The organism is Alishewanella maricola (assembly GCF_016343785.1).
GTDB lineage: Bacteria > Pseudomonadota > Gammaproteobacteria > Enterobacterales > Alteromonadaceae > Alishewanella > Alishewanella maricola.
In genome coordinates, this window is sequence record NZ_JAEINI020000005.1 from 163,781 (window position 1) to 182,875 (window position 19,095).

Below are 19,095 nucleotides of genomic sequence, written 5' to 3' on the forward strand. Positions count from 1 at the left end.
GATAAGCCAGGTTAAGCCTGGCTTTTTTATGCGTTGAACAAGGACTTCCTTGCGTTAAATCCCCCCTGAGCTAAGCAAACTAACTGCTAAGCTAAAGCGTAACTTATCATTGAAAGCTTCGGCTGATGTTGCACTGTGCTCAAAGGTACATTGCAGTAGCCTGTCGCGAGCTGTTGCCCTGCGGTAACACTGCAAATAAGAATAACCTTTATCCACAGGAGAGCCTTATGCCTCGTTTAACCGCGGCCGATTTCAGCCCCGAATTGCTAGAACTGTATGATTTTTATGTGCATGGCCAATTAACCCGGCGTGATTTTCTAGAAAAAGCCACCAAATATGCCATTGGCGGTATGACAGCCTTAAGCATTTTATCGGCACTCACGCCTAATTATGCGCTAGCCGAGCAAATCTCCTTTAACGATCCAGAAATTAAAGGCAGCTACATTACTTACCCATCACCTAACGGCCACGGCTCAGTGCGCGGTTATATGGTGGTGCCTGCAAATCATAGCAAACCAGTAGGCGGCGTTTTGGTGGTGCATGAAAACCGCGGTTTAAACCCTTACATTGAGGATGTGGCAAGGCGCTTAGCCAAGGCGGGTTTTGTTGCGCTGGCGCCAGATGGTTTAAGTTCGGTGGGCGGTTATCCGGGTAACGATGAAGTGGGACGCGAGCTACAGCGCCAAGTTGATCCAGAAAAGCTGATGAATGACTTCTTTGCCGGTATTGAGTTTTTGCGTGACAGCGCACTCACCACCCAAAAAATTGGTATTACCGGCTTTTGTTACGGTGGAGGTGTCTCAAATGCCGCTGCAGTGGCATACCCGGAATTAGCGGCGGCGGTGCCATTTTATGGGCGGCAAGCGCGCCCTGAAGATGTGCCTGCTATTCAAGCGCCGTTGCAACTGCACTTTGCGGAAACCGATCCACGGATTAATGAAACCTGGCCGGCCTATGAAGCCGCATTAAAAGCCGCTGGCAAAACCTATGAAGGGCATTTTTATCCTGGCACAAACCATGGTTTTCATAACGACTCCACGCCACGTTATGACGAAGCCGCTGCTAATTTAGCGTGGCAGCGCACCATAGGCTGGTTTAACCGCTATTTAGCTGATTAGTTCGGTCAAAAATAAAAAACGCGATTGGCATCCTAGCTAATCGCGTTTTTATATTGTTTTATGTTAGCGCTGTGAGTTTAGTAAGCGCCGGCACTGTAGATTAATTCATAGCTGTGGCTATAAATTTCTAAAATATTCCCAAACGGGTCTTCCATATAGATCATGCGATACGGCTTTTCGCCCGGATAGTAATAACGTGGCTTCGGCATGCGCTTTTTACCCCCAGCTGCAACAATACGCTCTGCCAATTCTTCAACGTTTGGATCTTGCACACAAAAATGGAAAATACCGGTTTTCCAGTATTCAAAGTTGTTTTCCGGGTTTTGCTGATTGGAGAATTGAAATAACTCTACGCCAATGCGATCGCCGGTGGATAAATGGGCGATGCGAAAACTGCCCCAGCCGGCACCAAACACGTCAGTACACATTTCACCAATGGCACTCGTGTCTTCTGTGATCTCAGTGGGCGTCATAATCAGATACCAGCCGAGTACCTCAGTGTAAAACTTTACTGCCGCTTCCAGATCAGGCACTGAAATACCGATATGTGAAAAATTTCTTGGATAAGTATTGCTCATCATTTAGCTCCTTTTTAACAGTGATCACAGTATATAAAGGCGCTATAATTATTTGAAATTATCATTTTTACTTAAAATAAGTATAAAACGTAATGATTAATCCGCAATGGTTACGCAGTTTTTGCACCTTAGTTGAAGTAGGGCACTTTACCCAAACCGCACAACGCTTGCATATGACGCAATCGGGTGTCAGCCAGCATATGCATAAATTAGAACAACAGCTTGGCGTGACGCTGTTAGATCGCCATGGTAAACAATTTACCCTAACGGATGCGGGGGAACGGCTGTACGCTGAGGCGCGTGAGTTGGTCGCGGCTTTGGCGAGTTTGCCGCAGCGCTTGGGGCATGATCCCGCTTTTCAGGGAGAAGTGAGACTGATGTCGCCGGGCAGCGTGGGCTTAAAGCTGTATCCGCATTTACTGAGCTTACAACAGCAGCATCGACAACTGATAATTGATTATCGTTTTGCACCTAATCGCAGTATTGAACAGGCCGTCGCCAATGGCGAAACCGATATCGGTATTATGAGTTGTGCTGCCACACTCAGCAACGTTAGTTATGAAACTTTAACCACGGAGCCATTATTGTTGGTCACTCCGGCAGGTTGTGATGATCTTAGCTGGTCCCATTTGCAACAACTCGGTTTTATTGATCATCCCGATGGCGCTCATCATGCGGCGCTGTTACTTTCGGCTAATTACCCAGAGTTTCAAGGCGTATCATTTATTGCAAAACACGGCTTTTCCAATCAAATCGCCCTGATTTTAGAGCCGGTCAGTCGGGGGTTCGGCTTTACAGTATTACCGGCTTATGCTGTAGAAATGTTTGCGCAGCAAAGCCTCATTCAAGTTCACCGTTTGCCGCAGCCAGTCAGTGAAACCTTGTATTTAGCCACCCGAGCTCAGCAACCGTTGGCTAATAGAGTGCATACGGTAATGAAAGCGACTCAGGCAGGTTTAACCTGATGATAGCGCAATGCAAAGTCGGGATGGGAGCGCCAGCGTGTAGTATGCGCTCAGATCTTTAATTTTGCCTTTTTCGGGCACTGCAGGGGCAACTGTTACTCCTAAAACATAAACGCTGCTTAGCACTGCTGTAGTGATGGGTTCGTTAGATGGCGTCTCCGGTACGGCAAGCGTAGCGGAGACGAGAGCGTTGTAGAGGGAGAGATGTGTATCAAGGGCGCTGGTCTTGTTTTGGCTGCTCAAAGCATTTATATCGCATGCTTAACAGTGAAGGCTATCCCCTGAAGATGCATTGTAATTCAAGGATTATTTATGAAGAATGTGGCTGGCGCTTATCACGCACTAACCACCACACCAGATAAGCTAAAATCAGCAGGGGTAATACGGTGACGGCTAAGCTAACACCAATACCGATAATGGCACCGATAACACCCATGAGAACAGCAAATACCGTGGCTAAGATGGCGAGTAATGTAGGTAAGCAGTAAATACCGATAGCGATAATTAGTATGGTTGCGAGTGTTCTGTTCATAAGTCATTCCTTTTGATTAAGAGGTTTACCGCTGGATTCAGCAAGTTCCTTGTATACCAATCAAAAGCTATGCCAAAAAATAAATTAAATTTTTTCAATATCTTATGATTATAGGTTGGCGGTTGTGACAGATTAATCACACAGGCGTAGTGATTTTGACTAAGAATTGGTCAAAAATTTAAACGCTATAATATTAGCTCAAACAAAAACGCCGATAATCATATCGGCGATGAACTTGTGCTGGCAACATACACTTTTAGTTTTGAGGGCGGTGCTAGAGTTTATTGATTTTTTCTTTTAACTGATAGCTAGGCTCGGTGACAATACTTTCGAGGGTGGCCACGCGATTTTTTAGTTTAGCAATCTCATTTTGTAACGCGCTAACATCTTCGTTGTTATGTTTTGCTTTGCCTTCCATATAGGTTTTATAGCCGGAAACGGCACAGCCACATACGATAGCGATGGCGGCAATTTCAAAAGGTCCCATTAGTCACTCCTTTAACGATTTAAACGATTAATTTCTTCATTTAACTGATATTTCTTATCAGTGACGATACTTTCTAAAGCGGCAAGCCTAGTTTTGACTTTTTGTAATTCTTCTTGAATTTCTTTATCACCTTTGCCTGATGCTAAATGTTGATACTTGTAGCGCATTTTCATTGCATCATAAAAGCAGCCACCGACAATCGCGACGACGACAATAACCACCACTCCGATATCCACTTTTTTGTTCTCCTTTGCGTTTGTCCAAGCTTTATGTCAATGAGGCTGATCTGTTGACTGATTTATTGGCTGTGTAAAAACCAAAAAACACTGCAAACAAAATGCCAAAGTTTAAACTGTTTAATATCAATGTGTTATGTTTTGTTGTTTTGCAAGGGTGGTGTTTTACCCAAAATAATCGTCAGCCTGACTTCAGTCTAGTGGTAAAATTCGCCAACGATAGCAAAACTTTGTAAAACTTTATGACTGATGAAGATTGGATGCGCCACGCTTTAATGTTAGCCGCTCGAGCAGAAGCCGCAGGCGAAGTGCCAGTGGGGGCGGTGTTGGTTAAGGATCAGCAAGTGGTTGCTGAAGGCTGGAATCAGATGATCAGTTCGCACGATCCATCGGCACATGCTGAAATGTTAGCCGTGCGCCAAGCGGGCCAATTACTGCAAAACTATCGGCTACCAGAGTGTACTTTGTATGTCACGCTAGAGCCGTGCAGCATGTGCGCCGGTATGTTGGTGCATAGTCGAATTAAACGGCTGGTGTTTGGGGCCAGCGATTATAAGACGGGAGCGGCCGGCTCTATCATGGATTTGGTGTGTCATCCCAAGTTAAACCATCAATTAGAGGTGACCGCTGGGGTGTTGGCTGAAGAGTGTTCGATGATGTTATCGACGTTTTTCCAGCGGCGTCGCGCTGAGCAAAAGAGGCTTAAACAGCAGAAGGGGCCGTTGGAAATTGTTGAAAAGACGTTTGGTAATGACGGCGACGTCGATTTAACTTAACAGTCTTCACACTGCGTTTTAGGCGTCGCCGACTTGACGAGACGGTCAGTAAACGCCGCCGCCGTTTTAGCGACGGTCTTTTTTTATTTAGCATAGGGTTACCTAAAGTGTTTACGATTTTGTTAATAGTATGACTGCGTAAGCTCAGTTACAAGCAGCCGGTATGAATTTATTATGAAGAGGGTGGTGCTAAGGCAGACGACTCTTCAGATTCATTTGTTTCTTCGACCAGTTTTTGACGTTGTTGTTCCATTCTATCTTCCAGTTGCTGCCGTTCGTCCACACCCACAAGGGTGTCGTAATAGCGACGAATATTTTCGACATACATTACCGCTTCATCACCGCGGGCAAAGCCAAAACGGGTATGTTGATACACCGACTTTTTGCGTAATAAAGGTAAGCGCTGTTTCACTTCAAGCCATTTATCGGGATCGGCGCCATCTCTCTGGGTTAAACGTCGCGCATCTTCAACATGACCCCAGCCAATGTTATATGAGGCTAAGGCGAACCATAATCGGTCTGGCATCGGGATCCGCTCTGGAATACGCGTTAATAACAGTTGCAGATAACGACTGCCCCCATCAATGCTATCTTGTGGGTCGAGCCGACTGTCTACGCCCATTTGCCGAGCCGTGGGCATGGTTAGCATCATTAAACCGCGCACACCCGTGGGGCTGCGGGCTTTCGGGTTCCAGTGCGACTCTTGATAGCTTAACGCTGCCAATAAACGCCAATCCAATTCACCGGCATGCTCCAGAAACCATGGCTTGAACTTCGGCAAGGTGTGGTCGATAGCCTGAATAAATTTAATGGTATCAACGTAATCAAACAGCTCAACATGGCCGAAATAACGATCTTCTAATGTCACTAAGTCGCCATTTTGATAAACATGACCAAAATATTCGATCAAGACACTGTATAAGCTGTCATCTTGGCTTTTTTGAAGTAGCCAACCCACCGGCAAATTTTCATTGAGAGTAAAGGCAATACTGAGTTGCGGAAACAAACGGCGGTTTACCGCCAGTTGGTTTGAATCGGTCAGGGTATAGTTGATACTGCCGTCGATGACTTTTTGCAGTAATTCATCGGCATCTAATTCGGGATCTTCTACATACTGAAAGTCAGCGTTTTCTTGTTGTAAAATGGCCAGGCTTTCGGCATGACTACTGGCTTTCATCACCACAACCGGCCCGGCAAGATCGGCAAATTCACGCGGCCAAGTTGCTCCTTGTCGGTACACCACAACTTCATTGATCCAGCGATAAGGCGGTGCGGCACGAAAGCGTTCAGTACGTGAGGGCGTTAAGGTTAGTCCTCCGGCGATAAAGTCAACTTGGCCGGTTTCCAGTTTATCGAGTAACTCATCAAGGTGAAAACTAGGGGCTAAACTCAGCTCGACACCGAGGCGGTCGGCCAGTGCTTTGGCCAGTTCGTATTCAAACCCAGTCGGGCCATCTACCCCAATATAATAACTTGTCGGGCCATGTAAAATACCCACTCGCAAGCTGTTGCGCTGATAAATGTCGGCCAATTGCCCGCTTGTCTCGACCGCCGGTGGCGTGCAAGCAAACAGTAAGCAACAGCAGAGTAATAACAGCGTTTTGTGCATAATGGCGGTCCAACCTCTTTGATGAATGGCTGTTATAGCAAACTTCTTGCCGTCAGTCAGGTTTTTCGCATATCCCTCGCCGTGAATTTTCTTTATAATATGCCGCCTTTTAGGGTGTAAACGCCCTAGGTTCCACTGTCGTTCAACCAACGGAAATAAGCCTATGTTGATCCTGCGTGGTGCGCCTGCACTGTCCGAATTCAGAATTCAAAAGTTACTCGATCTTTGTGCCCAGCAAAATTTACCGGTAAGCGGAATTTATGCTGAATATATGCATTTTGCTGATCTTGCTGCACCGTTAAGTGCAGAGCAACAGGACACATTAGATAAATTATTGAGTTACGGCCCCACGGTCACCAGTCATCAACCGACCGGTCTGTTGTTACTCGTTACGCCGCGGCCGGGTACCATTTCGCCATGGTCATCAAAAGCGACTGATATTGCCCATAACTGTAACTTACCGCAGGTTAAACGCCTTGAGCGCGGCGTGGCGTATTATCTCCTAGCTGAGGACTTAACTGCAACGCAGTTAACGCAGGTGCAAGCCTTATTGCATGATCGGATGATGGAGACGGTGTTTACTCAGCTGCAGCAGGCAGAAGCATTGTTTGCTAAAGCTGCGCCAGCAGAGCTGAGTTCAGTTGATATTTTAGCCGGTGGTCGCGAAGCATTAGTGCTAGCCAATCAGCAAATGGGTTTAGCGCTGGCGGAAGATGAAATTGACTATCTGGTCACTAACTTTCAGCAATTAGGCCGAAACCCGAACGACATTGAGCTGTATATGTTTGCTCAGGCTAACTCAGAGCATTGCCGGCACAAAATTTTTAACGCTGATTGGACTATCGACGGCGTAGCCCAGCCTAAATCACTGTTTAAAATGATTAAGAATACTTTCGAGCATTCGCCAGATTTCGTGTTATCGGCTTACAAAGATAACGCGGCAGTGATGGTCGGTTCTGAAGCGGGGCGCTTCTTCCCGCAAGCGGGTAGTAATGAATACCAGTATCACCATGAACCGATCCATATTTTGATGAAGGTTGAAACGCATAACCACCCAACGGCAATCTCTCCTTACCCAGGCGCGGCAACGGGTTCGGGTGGCGAAATTCGTGATGAAGGTGCTACCGGTGTCGGCTCAAAACCCAAAGCGGGCTTAGTGGGTTTCTCGGTATCTAACTTGCGTATCCCTGGCTTTGAACAGCCTTGGGAAACCGATTTTGGTAAGCCAAACCGTATTGTTAGTGCACTTGACATCATGCTGGAAGGGCCACTGGGTGGCGCAGCCTTTAATAACGAATTTGGTCGCCCAGCGATCAACGGTTATTTCCGTACTTATGAAGAGCAAGTACACAGCCATAACGGTTTAGAAGTGCGTGGTTATCACAAGCCAATCATGATTGCCGGTGGTTTAGGTAATATCCGCGAAGACCATGTACAAAAAGGCGATTTAGCACCAGGTTCTAAACTGGTAGTGCTAGGTGGCCCGGCTATGAACATTGGTTTAGGCGGCAGTGCGGCTTCATCAATGGCCTCAGGGCAATCGAACGAAGATTTAGATTTTGCTTCCGTACAGCGCGAAAACCCAGAAATTGAACGTCGTTGCCAAGAGGTGATCGACCGCTGCTGGCAGTTGGGCGCCGATAACCCTATTTGCTTTATCCACGATGTGGGTGCCGGTGGTTTATCTAATGCTTTCCCTGAATTAGTGAGCGATGGTGGTGTGGGCGGTAAGTTTGAACTGCGTAACGTACCGAACGACGAACTGAGTATGTCGCCATTACAAATTTGGTGTAATGAGTCGCAAGAGCGCTACGTGATGGCCATTCCGGCTGACAAACTCGCGGTGTTTGAAGAGATTTGTAAGCGCGAGCGCGCACCTTATGCGGTAGTCGGTGAAGCCACTGCAGATAAGCATTTAACCTTAAGCGATCAGTATTTTGGTAATACGCCAATCGACTTGCCGTTAAATGTGTTACTGGGTAAAGCACCGAAAATGCACCGTGAAGTGCAAAGCTTGCAAGCCGTTGGCAAACCGCTCGATCGCAGTGCCATTACTATTGCCGATGCCGCCGAGCGTTTACTGCGTTTACCTACCATTGCCGAGAAAACCTTCTTAGTGACCATTGGCGATCGCACGGTAACCGGCTTGGTGGCACGTGATCAGATGGTTGGCCCATGGCAAGTGCCGGTGGCTAACTGCGCAGTTACCGCAGCAAGCTATGATACTTATCACGGTGAAGCGATGGCAATGGGTGAGCGTACGCCAGTGGCATTGCTTGATTTTGCTGCCTCTGCCCGTTTAGCGGTAGCAGAAGCCATTACCAATATCGCAGCCACGGATATTGGCGATTTAAACCGGATTAAATTATCAGCAAACTGGATGGCCGCGGCCGGTCACCCAGGTGAAGATGCCGGTTTATACGCCGCGGTTAAGGCTGTGGGCGAAGAGTTATGCCCAGCATTAAACGTGACCATTCCGGTCGGTAAAGACTCGATGTCGATGAAAACGCGCTGGCAGCAAGACGGTGAAGAAAAAGCCGTCACTGCACCATTGTCGTTGGTGATTACCGCTTTTGCTCGTGTTGAAGATATTCGTAAAACCGTCACGCCACAGCTTCGCACTGACTTGGGTGACAGTAGCTTGTTGTTAGTCGATTTGGGCCAAGGAGCCAACCGTTTAGGTGGTTCTTGTTTAGCGCAAGTGTATAAGCAATTAGGCGATAAAGCGGCGGATTTAGATAGTCCAGAGTTATTGCTGAATTTCTTCCATGCGATGCAGCAATTAACCCGTGAGCAAAAATTGCTGGCCTATCATGACCGTTCAGACGGTGGTTTATTGGTTACGCTGGCCGAGATGGCCTTTGCCGGTAAAGCCGGTCTGCAAGCGGATATTAGTGAATTAGGCGCTGATGCGCTTGCTGCGCTATACAGCGAAGAGCTCGGTGCGGTGATTCAGGTGAAAACCGCGGATTTAGCTTATGTTCAGCAAGTGTTAGCCAAGCATAACTTAGCGCCGTTAAGCCACTTATTGGGTGCAGTCAGTGCCAGCGATGAGTTTGTGATCACGCAGCAAGGTAAAACCGTCTTTAGCGATAGCCGCAGCCGCTTACGCCGCATTTGGGCGGAAACCACCTATCAGATGCAAGCGTTGCGCGATAACCCAGCTGGCGCTGAGCAAGAAATGGCGGCGAAAGCCGATCAGCAGGATCCGGGCTTAAATGTAAAATTAAGCTTTGATGCTAACGTTGATGTTGCCGCGCCTTTTATTTTAAAAGGTGCTGCACCGAAGATCGCTATTTTGCGTGAGCAGGGCGTGAACTCGCAACAAGAAATGGCCGCGGCGTTTAACCGCGCCGGCTTTAATGCGGTTGACGTGCACATGAGTGATATTTTAGCTGGTCGCGTTAAGTTGGCCGACTTTAACGGTTTAGCTGCCTGTGGCGGTTTCTCGTACGGTGACGTATTAGGCGCCGGTGAAGGTTGGGCCAAGTCGATTCTGTTTAACGCGCAAGCACGGGAACAGTTCCAAGCCTTCTTCGAACGGCAATCAACGTTTGCTTTGGGTGTCTGTAATGGTTGTCAGATGATGTCGAATCTGAAGAGCCTGATCCCCGGTGCTGAGCACTGGCCGCACTTTGTCCGTAATAAGTCTGAGCGGTTTGAAGCACGTTTTAGCTTAGTGGAAGTGCAGCAAAGCCCGTCATTGTTCTTTAGCGGTATGGCCGGTTCTCGTATGCCAATCGCGGTATCGCACGGTGAAGGCCATGCGGAATTTGCCAGCGCTGCGGCCTTTGCTGCGGCCAATCAAAGTGGCAATGTGGCGATGCGTTTTGTCGATAACTACGGTCAGGTAACAGAGCAATATCCGGCGAACCCGAACGGTTCACCAGCCGGTATTACCGCCCTGACCACCACTGATGGCCGCGTGAGTATTATGATGCCGCACCCAGAGCGGGTATTCCGCACCGTGGCGAACTCGTGGCACCCGGATGATTGGCAAGAAGATAGCCCATGGATGCGCATGTTCCGTAATGCGCGAGTGTGGTTAGGTTAACCTTTCGCTAAATGGAAAAACGCCAGCAAAACGTGCTGGCGTTTTTGTTTCTGCTGCTCGTTACATCATCCCTTTTAAAAAAGCCACCACACTGCGGCCGAGTGCGCTAAGTGCATAGCCGCCTTCTAGCATGGCGACAATGCGGCCTTCGCAATGCTTATCCGCCAGTTGTTTTAACTCGTTGCCAATCCACTGGTAATCGTCTTCGCGCAACATAAAGTGCGCCATTTCATCTTCGGCATGACCATCGAAACCCGCAGACACTAAAATGAGCTGTGGCGCGAACGCATCAATAGCCGGTATCCAATGTTCAGAGACTTGATCGCGCCATTGCTGGCTGCGACAGCCACCGGCAAAAGGTAAATTGATGATGTGATCATTCTCGGTATCCGCACCGGTATAAGGATAAAGCGGATGTTCAAAAGAGGAGCAAAACAGTACCCGAGGTTCGTGCTGGAAAATATCTTCGGTACCATTACCGTGGTGGACATCAAAATCGACAATGGCTATACGGGATAAACCATAGTGATTGAGTGCATGTTCAGCGGCTACCGCAATATTGTTAATTAAACAAAAGCCCATGGCTTGCTCACGGGTGGCATGATGGCCAGGTGGGCGGACGGCACAAAATGCTTGTTCATTGTTGCCCGCCATAACACGGTCGACCGCATTGATACCACTTCCTGCGGCGTGCATGGCGGCTTCAAGGCTTTTCGGGCTCATCACGGTGTCAGGATCTAACCAAATATGCCCCTCGGTCGGCGCTTTGGCAAAGAGTTCATCCACATAATGTTTACCATGGGCTAAATACAAACTTTCACGACTGGCTGGGGTGGCATCGAACTGCATAACCACATATTCCATTCCCGAGCGGATGATTTGATCATTAATGGCCGACAGCCGTTCACCGCACTCGGGGTGTTCGACGCCGTTGTCATGGTAATAACAGCTGGGATGACTAAAAATGGTAATAGCCATCAGTTTTCTCCTTTACCTGGGATGGTTAATTTTAAATAGACTTCTGTGGGATCGTCGCTTTTTAAACGCACAAAACCGGCATTTTCAAACACTTTTAGCATGGGTTTATTTTCAGAACGAACAAAAGCCTGCATGGAGTTAAGACCTCGGCTGGTTGCAATATTGATCATCTCGGCCAATAAGCGTTTAGCCATACCACGGCCTTGTAATACTTCGCGAGTCACGAAGGCCACTTCGCAGCTATTTTCATTTGGGATCAAGTAATAACGTCCCACCGCTTGGATCTCCACCACCGAGCCTTTTTGTTTCACAATACACAAAGCCAAGTCTTTTGATTGATCAACGCTCACTAAGGTACAGGATTTTTCTCTGCTCATTTGTGTTGGCACAGAGTTGTAGCGCATTTGCAGCGTTTCTTTGGTGTGCGAATAAAAGAACTCTTGCAAACGCCGTTCATCAGACGGGTTTAGTGGCCGAATATCAAATTTTTCGCCATTAAAGGTTAACTCTTTAAAGCCCACTGGGCCAAGCTCAGGTACATCGACCGGTGTTTGTAATTGATAATGCGGTACCCAATAATTTTTGCGAACTTCGGCTAATAACTGATTCCGAAACTTTGGGTGTGCCACTCGAATTAACTCAAGCGCGCGCTCACGAATACTTTTACCGCGCAGTGAAGCAACGCCAAACTCGGTGACCACATAATGTACATGCGCACGGGTGGTGACTACGCCGGCACCTTCTTTGATATGTGGCACTATGCGCGAAATGGTGCCGTTTTTCGCGGTAGAGGGCAGGGCAATAATCGGTTTACCGCCTTGGCTCATGGAAGCACCGCGGCTAAAATCGACCTGCCCACCGACGCCACTGTAAAACATATGGCCAATCGAATCAGAAACAATCTGACCGGTCAGATCCACTTCAATCGCGCTGTTAATCGATACCATGCGATCGTTGCGGGCAATATTAATCGGTGAGTTAACATATTCGCTGGGATAAAAACCGATATGAGGGTTTTTATCGACAAAGTCGTATAGCCTTTTTGTGCCCATACAAAAGCTGGTGACGCTTTTGCCCGGGTGAAAGGTTTTACGCCGATTATTAATCACGCCTTTTTTAATCAAATCTAAAGCGCCATCGGTTAATAACTCGGTATGTAAGCCTAAATCTTTGTGATTGCTTAAATAACGTGTGACCGCCGCGCAAATTTTGCCGACACCAATTTGGATGGTGGCGCCATCTTCGACCAGTAGTGATACATATTGGCCGATCCGCTCGGTGCGCGCATCTAATTCGGGAGGTTCGATTTCCGGTAAGGCTTGTTCGGCATAGAAGAACGCATCAATGTCATCTTTATGTATAAAGGATTGGCCATAGGTTGTTGGCATCGCTGGGTTAACTTGCGCGATAACTATTTTGGCGGCTTTCGCTGCAGCCGAAATGACATCGACTGCAACCCCTAACGAGTGATAACCGTGCTCATCAGCAGGGCTGACCATAATTAATGCCGCATCTAAAGGTAAAATACCGTCCGTGAACAACGCCGGGATGTCGGTCATAAAGCAGGGGGTATAATCGGCACGCCCTTCTGCGACCGCTTGGCGAATAGTATGACCGCCGATAAATAGGGTATTTACTTTGAACAGATGCTGAAATTCGGGAGAGGCCCAACGGTTGTCAGAGAAGGTCACCAATTGCACAATTTCAATATCGTGCAGACTTTTGGCATTAGCAATTAAGTCGTCAATTAATAACGTGGGGACCGCAGCATGCGAGCCAATAAAAATACGGCTACCGGATTTTAATAACTGTTGCCAATTCAATGAAATGGTTTTTTGCGCCATGTGAACTCCGCAGCGAAAATGCTAGACCTTACTGTAGTCTAGATTGTGCAGCGGGAACAGACCCAACTTTGGTCGGATGCAGCTGGCTGCAGCCTTTAGTGAACCTGCTGGCAAGCGCCAGCAGGAGAGGTTTATCGTTTGAAGATATTATAAGGTCCAGCGTAAGCCAATCATCGCAACAAACGGATCAATATTGACATCCACTTGTTGAATGGTATTACCTTGTACTCGAACTTGCGCATCGGTATCGATGTCCATTTTACTGATCATCAGATGCAGCCCTAAGTTTTCGGAGAACTTCACATTAACGCCGGCTTGAGCCGCTAAACCCCAAGAGTTTTTCAGTTTGATGGTTACCGCATCACCATTGTTCGCCGCACCTAAAGCCACCAAGGTTGTCACTAATTGTTGATCGGCTTCGGTATTAAAAAAGTTAGTGTAATTCACCCCTAAACCCACGAACGGTTGAATGTTATCGCTGCCAATATCAAAGTGATATTGTGCCAATAGCGTCGGGGGTAAATGTTTGGTTTTACCAATCTTTAAACCATCTAAGGCGCCATCACCGCTCATTTTATGCGTAAATGGGGTGGCAGCAATCAGTTGTACTGCCCAATTGTTTTCAAATTTATAATCGAATGTTAAGCCAAGTTGGGTATTGTTATTAACTTTAACGCTGGTAGAGCCTGCAGGTAAACCGGCAACGCTTTCTACAACATCAAGATGGCTACTGCTATCGTTTGGCTGCACGCTAATTGCGCCGACATTGACAGAAAAATCAGCTAAGGCGGTGCCACTGAAAACGGTTAAACTTAAGGCTGCTGCGGTAAAGATGGCTTTCATGTTGTTCTCCAGATAATTAACTGTCGCTATTGTGCGCGGTTAGTCTGCAGATACTTTGGGCTGGATCAAAAAAGCCTGTCGGGAGACAGGCTTTTTGCTGTGGAGTTTGTTTTAAATCAATAAAAGCGCCACAGCTAATTTTGCTGTTGTTGACGAGGTGTATTTGCCTCGACGCGCGCAGATTGATTAGCGTCTGGGCGTTGACGGATCCGCTGCTCTTGTACTGGCCGTGTCGCAGGTTGCGCGCGTTGCTCTGGCGCACTGCGATTAAACGATTGGATCCGCTGTTCTTGTACCGGTCGCGTTACTGGCTGTGTACGTGGTTCTTGCACTGGTCGCATCACCGGCTGTGCACGTTGCTCAGGCGTACTGCGTTGCATGCGCTGTTCTTGCACGGGCCGAGTTACAGGCTGTACACGTTGTTCTGGCACACTGCGATTAACGGATGATATGCGCTGTTGTTGCACGGGTTGTGTAACTGGTTGTACGCGCTGCTCTGGCGCGTTGCGACTTAGTACGCTTTTGATACGTTGTTCTTGCTCTGCGCGCGCAACAGGCTGGATGCGCTGCTCGGATGCATTTCGGCTACGAGGTTGCGGCTGTTGTATTGCGGTGTTAGCACGATCAATCGGTTGGATCCGATGTTCATTGTGGCGATTAAAGGGTTGTATGCGTTCAGAGCCTACTCTGTCTTGCTGGCCTTTTACCTGAGAGGTCACAGGCGCAGTGATCGGTTGGGTCCGTTGCTCATTCTCTGCCCACTTTTCAGCAATCCGGCCTGTGTTGCGTTCTCGCTCATTCGGTCGGGTTGTCGACGCATTGCTGCGCTGCGCTTGACGGGCCGCTTCTTGTTCACGTCTTACATTACTTTGACGTAAACGACTGTCGGCAGGGATAAAGCTTCCGACGTTTTGTTCAGGCTGTACATTCGGACGATTAGAATGCTTACGCTCGTCACGCCAGTGGTTATTGCGGTGTACGATCTGGGGTTGACGATAATACACACCCCGGCGATGGTATTGATCATGTTGCCAGCGGGGAGCCTGGTGGAAATGCTGACGCTTAGGGTAATAGCGTGGGGGTTCATAATAGTAGTTATGTTGCACTACGACATGGCGATGCTGCCAATCGAAGATGCTGAAATAAAATGATGGCCGGATCTGAAAACCCGAGCCCCAGTAAAAGCTCACTTGATTGCGGTATGCAGCTGGGCCATGCCAATAAACCGGTGGATGGGTAGGCCACCACCAGTTACCATAGACAACGCGGGTGTCGTAGTAGGGCACATAAATCACTTCGCGCCGCGCCGGTTCAATCACAATCACCTCACGCTGACGTTCTACGATGACATGTTCACTATTACGCAGTGAACCTTGCGCATAGGCGCGTTCACGTAAACGTTGGATACTGGCTAATAAGGCTGCTTCGTCGGTTAAAAAGGCTTCACCAAGTTGCTGTGTCCACTGCAGATCTTCATTTAAGCGGTTTAGCAATTGAGGAAAGGCCGTTAACGCTTGAACGCTAGGATCCCAATCTTGTAAGCTCGCTGCTTCAACCGCCATTTCTGCCGTAAGGTTGGGGTTTTGTTCTAACCAACGTGCCGCTTGCACCACTTCTAATGGATAGGTGGCGGCGATCAGCACATGCGTCAGTACACTGTCGGGATACAGGGCCACTGGGGCCAGCATTTGATCAAATTCTGCATCACTGATTTGCACAGTGGCATTGTTACTTTGCGTTTGCGAAGCACAGCCTGTGCTCACTAATAGCAGGGTGAGCAATAACACCGATTGCAAAGCTCGATAGACTTGCATAATTCCTCCTCAGTGCTGCGTTTGGCAACTGGCCCACAACACTCGTTGGTGTAGCATACACTCAAGTTATAAAGGAAGATGGCTGAATCTTGGCTGAACTTTAAACAATCTTAGCACTAGTCTAGATATCGAGCGCGTTTAGTTGCTGTTACTAAGGATAAATCGACTAACACTAAGCCATCAACACAATTGGCAAACTCAGGATCAATGCCAAAAGCTAAAAACGTTGTGCCACCCGGGGTGCAAAGCTCACTGTATTGCTTATATAGCGTAGGTACACTGACTTTCATATTCGCTAGTAAATGTTTTAATTGGCTAAAGTCTGCAGCATAGTCGTTACCTGTAAAATGTTGGGCTAATTGCTGCACCGTTGGCGCCGCTAATGGGTAAGGACGTTTCGCTTCAGCGCTTGGTAGAGCAGACCCAAAATACAAACCATAGAAATACACTAATAAATCTCTGGCCGGTACGGGATAGCTATTTGACAAACTCACGCCGCCAAATAAATAACGCACCTGCGGATTTTGTTTTAAATAGGCACCAATGCCATACCATAAATATTCTAGGCTGCGCTTACCCCAATAGCGTGGTTGCACAAAACTTCGACCTAACTCTAAACCCTGAGCTAAGTAAGGCTGCATGGACGGAGAAAACTGAAATAAGGTTTGGGTATATAAGCCTGTTGGCCCTTGTTCTGCTAATACCTTGTTAGTATCAGCCAAGCGGTAAGCGCCTACAATTTCTAAATCTTCGTTATCCCATAACAGTAAATGAGCATAGTGGCTGTCAAAGCGATCAATATCTCGGCGTTGGCCGGTGCCTTCCCCGACAGCTCGAAAAGCTAATTCTCTTAAGCGTCCTATTTCCCGCATGATGGGCGAGCTTTGTTGATGTTGATATAAGTAAATTAATTTCCCATCACGGGTTTCACCCAACCGTTGGCACTGACTCATTGCCTTTTTTAATACTGCTCTTGGTTCAGGCCTTGCTATCGCGGTTTGCGTGATGAAAAGTGAGGGGCGATCGGTAGCAAGCCGGTATAGCTGCTTTTTGAACAGTTTTACTTTTACTGGAACCGGCAATGATAACTGGCTAAAGCTGTTACAGGGGATTTGTTCGCCAATACGAACCGCCATGGTTTTTCCTTTTTGTTTAAACATCTCTCTTACCAGTAACATGCTGGCTAGGGGTTTGTATAACGCTGAGGCAGCATAAAAAACCCATGAATTTCGTGCGGTCAGATGCAGTGGGACTATTGGTGCATTAGCCTGGCTGGCTAAGCGTAAAAAGCCACTGTGCCATTTACCATCGCGAACACCTTGCGGGCGTAAGCGTGATACTTCGCCAGCGGGGAATATTATTAAGGCCCCAGCTGCGGCTAGATGCTGTTGAATCGCCTCAAGCTTGTGCCGTTCTGTACCTCCATTAAGGTTATTAACAGGCAACAATAAGTTTTGCATTGGCGCTAAGCTCATCAGCAGTTGGTTGGCCATGATTTTCAGATCTGGGCGCAGCCCACTGACCAGTTTTAACAGGGCTAAACCGTCTAACGATCCTATTGGGTGATTTGCAATCAGCAACACTGGGCCGGTCGAAGGGATATGATCTAGCTCATCATCACGCACGCTATAGCTAAACTGAAAGTATTCTAATACTTGTTCAACAAACTCCATGCCTTGTAAATGTGGATAGCGAGCGGCAAAAGCTTGGAATTCCCGCTCGTGCAATAAATAGCTGAGGAGCATTTTGCCGGGGCGATACCACCAGGGCTTTGGTTGATCGGACATGAAGTGCTGTTCTAATAGTTGCTCTACGTTAAGCATGATTTATTCCCAAGGCAAGATAGACTGGCGATCTAGACGAATCCTTGTAGACTACTCATCGCAGATGACAAATAAGTGGCAGTTTTGTGGCAGTTTTGACACAGCAAACATATGAAATGCTGTAGCTGTTTTCGCAGTGAACGGGGATATTTAAGTACTATCTTAGCGACCCATTTAACAGTGCTATGCTAAGATAAAGCATTAATAGCAAGTAGCATTATAGGGGTTGTTTTGAGTATTGCGCTGATTATTCCCGATAGAAAACTAGATGATTTACAGCAACGTTTGCAGCAAGCCTTACCCACAACGCCAATTGAAATTTGGCCCGATATCGCAAAGCCAGAACACGTGACGTTTGCCGTGGTATGGAAGCAACCCACAGGCTCAGTGGCCAGCTTGCCGAATCTTAAAGCTTTGCAAAGTTTTGGTGCCGGTGTTGATGGGATCCTCAGTGATGCCAGCTTACCGCGTTTACCTTTGGCTCGGATTGTCGACCCGGCGTTAACCGAGGCAATGCTTAGTTATCTGGCGGGCATTGAAGCGTATTACCGTTTGAGGCTCGATCTGTTTCAGCAACAACAGCAACAAGCCTTGTGGCGACCGAAAAGTCCGCGGCGTTTAAGCACATTGTGTGTACTTGGCTTAGGTGAACTGGGTACGGCCACGGCATTACACTTTAAAGCTCAAGGTTATCAAGTGAACGGTTGGTCGCGCCGCCCACAACAATTAGCCGGTGTTCATTGTTTTGCGGGTACCGAGCAATTGGCTGCTGCCGTCGGTTCAGCGGATTTGCTGATCTGTTTATTGCCTTTAACTGCACAAACTGAAAACCTGTTAAATGCTGACTTTTTTGCCATGCTCAAGCCTGGTGCCATTCTGATTAATGTGGCGCGTGGTGCCATCGTCGATGAGCAGGCGTTGCTCGCCGCGTTAGACAGTGGCCAACTAGCGGCCGCCTGTTTAGATGTGTTCCGTCAAGAACCCCTTGTGGCGGAGCATGCGTTTTGGCGGCATCCTGCCATTATGATTACACCGCATATTTCTGCGGTGACTAAAGTGGAGACCGTGGTGGCGCAAATTGCGGAAAACTACCAACGCAGTTGTCAGGGGCAATCGTTGGTTAATGAAGTCGATTTACAACAAGGCTATTAACCCTACTGAAAATAATGACTTGAATAGTAGTATTATCTTTATTAGACTGATTCTGCTAATGAGATTTTGCAGTACTTAGTAGAAATAGAGAATAAGAAGAAGTCATTTGAGGTTTATTATGAGTAAAGCGTCCAATCGTGGTTTTGGCTTTACCACACTCGCTATTGCCGTGGTCCTTATGGCGTTAACAGCGTTTTTTACCAAAGCTGAAGCATTCAGTTGGCTGATCTAAAAAAACAGGGCTGGTTATCCAGCCCTGTTTTTTTATACCTGATGATCTTATTAA

At 47.6% G+C, this 19,095-nt stretch carries 15 protein-coding genes; 5 read left to right on the forward strand and 10 right to left on the reverse strand.

Annotated features, from left to right (window positions below; all coding sequences use genetic code 11):
• The first annotated feature begins 227 nt into the window (after nucleotides 1-227).
• Nucleotides 228-1,118 (forward strand): YghX family hydrolase, encoded by an 891-nt coding sequence (gene yghX, locus JAO78_RS09555; RefSeq protein ID WP_226751120.1) that lies wholly within the window; start codon nucleotides 228-230, stop codon nucleotides 1,116-1,118.
• Nucleotides 1,119-1,195: 77 nt separating this feature from the next.
• On the opposite strand, the gene JAO78_RS09560 is transcribed toward yghX, so the two are convergent.
• On the reverse strand, nucleotides 1,196-1,696 hold the full coding sequence (locus JAO78_RS09560) for a lactoylglutathione lyase family protein (protein ID WP_226751276.1): 501 nt from the start codon (nucleotides 1,694-1,696) through the stop codon (nucleotides 1,196-1,198).
• A 92-nt stretch (nucleotides 1,697-1,788) separates the two neighbouring features.
• Here JAO78_RS09560 and JAO78_RS09565 point away from each other — a divergent pair, with 92 nt between their 5' ends.
• Nucleotides 1,789-2,661, forward strand: a complete 873-nt coding sequence (locus JAO78_RS09565) for a LysR family transcriptional regulator (RefSeq protein WP_226751121.1) — start codon at nucleotides 1,789-1,791, stop codon at nucleotides 2,659-2,661.
• Between the two features lie 310 nt (nucleotides 2,662-2,971).
• On the opposite strand, the gene JAO78_RS09570 is transcribed toward JAO78_RS09565, so the two are convergent.
• The 3 genes from JAO78_RS09570 to JAO78_RS09580 form a co-directional block, all read right to left on the reverse strand.
• Nucleotides 2,972-3,193 (reverse strand): hypothetical protein, encoded by a 222-nt coding sequence (locus JAO78_RS09570; RefSeq protein WP_226751122.1) that lies wholly within the window; start codon nucleotides 3,191-3,193, stop codon nucleotides 2,972-2,974.
• A gap of 274 nt (nucleotides 3,194-3,467) precedes the next feature.
• A complete protein-coding gene (locus JAO78_RS09575; RefSeq protein WP_226751123.1) occupies nucleotides 3,468-3,680 on the reverse strand; it encodes a PilN family protein in 213 nt (70 codons plus the stop codon).
• A gap of 11 nt (nucleotides 3,681-3,691) precedes the next feature.
• Nucleotides 3,692-3,916 (reverse strand): hypothetical protein, encoded by a 225-nt coding sequence (locus JAO78_RS09580; RefSeq protein ID WP_226751124.1) that lies wholly within the window; start codon nucleotides 3,914-3,916, stop codon nucleotides 3,692-3,694.
• Between the two features lie 242 nt (nucleotides 3,917-4,158).
• On the opposite strand from JAO78_RS09580, the gene tadA reads away from it, so the two are divergent.
• Nucleotides 4,159-4,692, forward strand: coding sequence for a tRNA adenosine(34) deaminase TadA (gene tadA, locus JAO78_RS09585; RefSeq protein ID WP_226751125.1), 534 nt, complete (start codon nucleotides 4,159-4,161; stop codon nucleotides 4,690-4,692).
• A 172-nt stretch (nucleotides 4,693-4,864) separates the two neighbouring features.
• Here tadA and mltF read toward each other — a convergent pair whose 3' ends face one another.
• Entirely contained in the window at nucleotides 4,865-6,301 is a 1,437-nt protein-coding gene (gene mltF / locus JAO78_RS09590) for a membrane-bound lytic murein transglycosylase MltF (RefSeq protein ID WP_226751126.1), read from the reverse strand.
• 163 nt (nucleotides 6,302-6,464) lie between these two features.
• On the opposite strand from mltF, the gene purL reads away from it, so the two are divergent.
• Nucleotides 6,465-10,355, forward strand: a complete 3,891-nt coding sequence (purL, locus tag JAO78_RS09595) for a phosphoribosylformylglycinamidine synthase (protein WP_226751127.1) — start codon at nucleotides 6,465-6,467, stop codon at nucleotides 10,353-10,355.
• Nucleotides 10,356-10,415: 60 nt separating this feature from the next.
• Here the strand turns inward: purL and JAO78_RS09600 are convergent, their stop codons facing one another.
• The 5 genes from JAO78_RS09600 to olsF all read right to left on the reverse strand — a co-directional run bounded on the left by JAO78_RS09600 (nucleotide 10,416) and on the right by olsF (nucleotide 17,657).
• Nucleotides 10,416-11,333: a histone deacetylase family protein gene (locus JAO78_RS09600; protein WP_226751128.1), complete on the reverse strand. Its 918-nt coding sequence runs from the start codon at nucleotides 11,331-11,333 to the stop codon at nucleotides 10,416-10,418.
• A complete protein-coding gene (locus JAO78_RS09605) occupies nucleotides 11,333-13,177 on the reverse strand; it encodes a bifunctional acetyl-CoA hydrolase/transferase family protein/GNAT family N-acetyltransferase (protein ID WP_226751129.1) in 1,845 nt (614 codons plus the stop codon). Before JAO78_RS09605 ends, JAO78_RS09600 begins: the two co-directional genes overlap by 1 nt.
• A 147-nt stretch (nucleotides 13,178-13,324) precedes the next feature.
• Nucleotides 13,325-14,020: an OmpW/AlkL family protein gene (locus JAO78_RS09610; RefSeq protein ID WP_226751130.1), complete on the reverse strand. Its 696-nt coding sequence runs from the start codon at nucleotides 14,018-14,020 to the stop codon at nucleotides 13,325-13,327.
• 134 nt (nucleotides 14,021-14,154) lie between these two features.
• A complete protein-coding gene (locus tag JAO78_RS09615) occupies nucleotides 14,155-15,834 on the reverse strand; it encodes a DUF3300 domain-containing protein (RefSeq protein ID WP_226751131.1) in 1,680 nt (559 codons plus the stop codon).
• 116 nt (nucleotides 15,835-15,950) lie between these two features.
• Nucleotides 15,951-17,657: a bifunctional ornithine lipid synthase OlsF gene (gene olsF / locus JAO78_RS09620; RefSeq protein ID WP_226751132.1), complete on the reverse strand. Its 1,707-nt coding sequence runs from the start codon at nucleotides 17,655-17,657 to the stop codon at nucleotides 15,951-15,953.
• 231 nt (nucleotides 17,658-17,888) lie between these two features.
• Here olsF and JAO78_RS09625 point away from each other — a divergent pair, with 231 nt between their 5' ends.
• Nucleotides 17,889-18,809 (forward strand): 2-hydroxyacid dehydrogenase, encoded by a 921-nt coding sequence (locus JAO78_RS09625; protein WP_226751133.1) that lies wholly within the window; start codon nucleotides 17,889-17,891, stop codon nucleotides 18,807-18,809.
• Nucleotides 18,810-19,095 lie beyond the last annotated feature (286 nt).

Coding starts and splice junctions, on each gene's coding strand:
- yghX (WP_226751120.1), top strand. CDS start 228: ATGCCTCGTTTAACCGCGGCCGATTTCAGCCCCGAATTGCTAGAACTG.
- JAO78_RS09560 (WP_226751276.1), bottom strand. CDS start 1,696: ATGAGCAATACTTATCCAAGAAATTTTTCACATATCGGTATTTCAGTG.
- JAO78_RS09565 (WP_226751121.1), top strand. CDS start 1,789: ATGATTAATCCGCAATGGTTACGCAGTTTTTGCACCTTAGTTGAAGTA.
- JAO78_RS09570 (WP_226751122.1), bottom strand. CDS start 3,193: ATGAACAGAACACTCGCAACCATACTAATTATCGCTATCGGTATTTAC.
- JAO78_RS09575 (WP_226751123.1), bottom strand. CDS start 3,680: ATGGGACCTTTTGAAATTGCCGCCATCGCTATCGTATGTGGCTGTGCC.
- tadA (WP_226751125.1), top strand. CDS start 4,159: ATGACTGATGAAGATTGGATGCGCCACGCTTTAATGTTAGCCGCTCGA.
- mltF (WP_226751126.1), bottom strand. CDS start 6,301: ATGCACAAAACGCTGTTATTACTCTGCTGTTGCTTACTGTTTGCTTGC.
- purL (WP_226751127.1), top strand. CDS start 6,465: ATGTTGATCCTGCGTGGTGCGCCTGCACTGTCCGAATTCAGAATTCAA.
- JAO78_RS09600 (WP_226751128.1), bottom strand. CDS start 11,333: ATGGCTATTACCATTTTTAGTCATCCCAGCTGTTATTACCATGACAAC.
- JAO78_RS09605 (WP_226751129.1), bottom strand. CDS start 13,177: ATGGCGCAAAAAACCATTTCATTGAATTGGCAACAGTTATTAAAATCC.
- JAO78_RS09610 (WP_226751130.1), bottom strand. CDS start 14,020: ATGAAAGCCATCTTTACCGCAGCAGCCTTAAGTTTAACCGTTTTCAGT.
- JAO78_RS09615 (WP_226751131.1), bottom strand. CDS start 15,834: ATGCAAGTCTATCGAGCTTTGCAATCGGTGTTATTGCTCACCCTGCTA.
- olsF (WP_226751132.1), bottom strand. CDS start 17,657: ATGCTTAACGTAGAGCAACTATTAGAACAGCACTTCATGTCCGATCAA.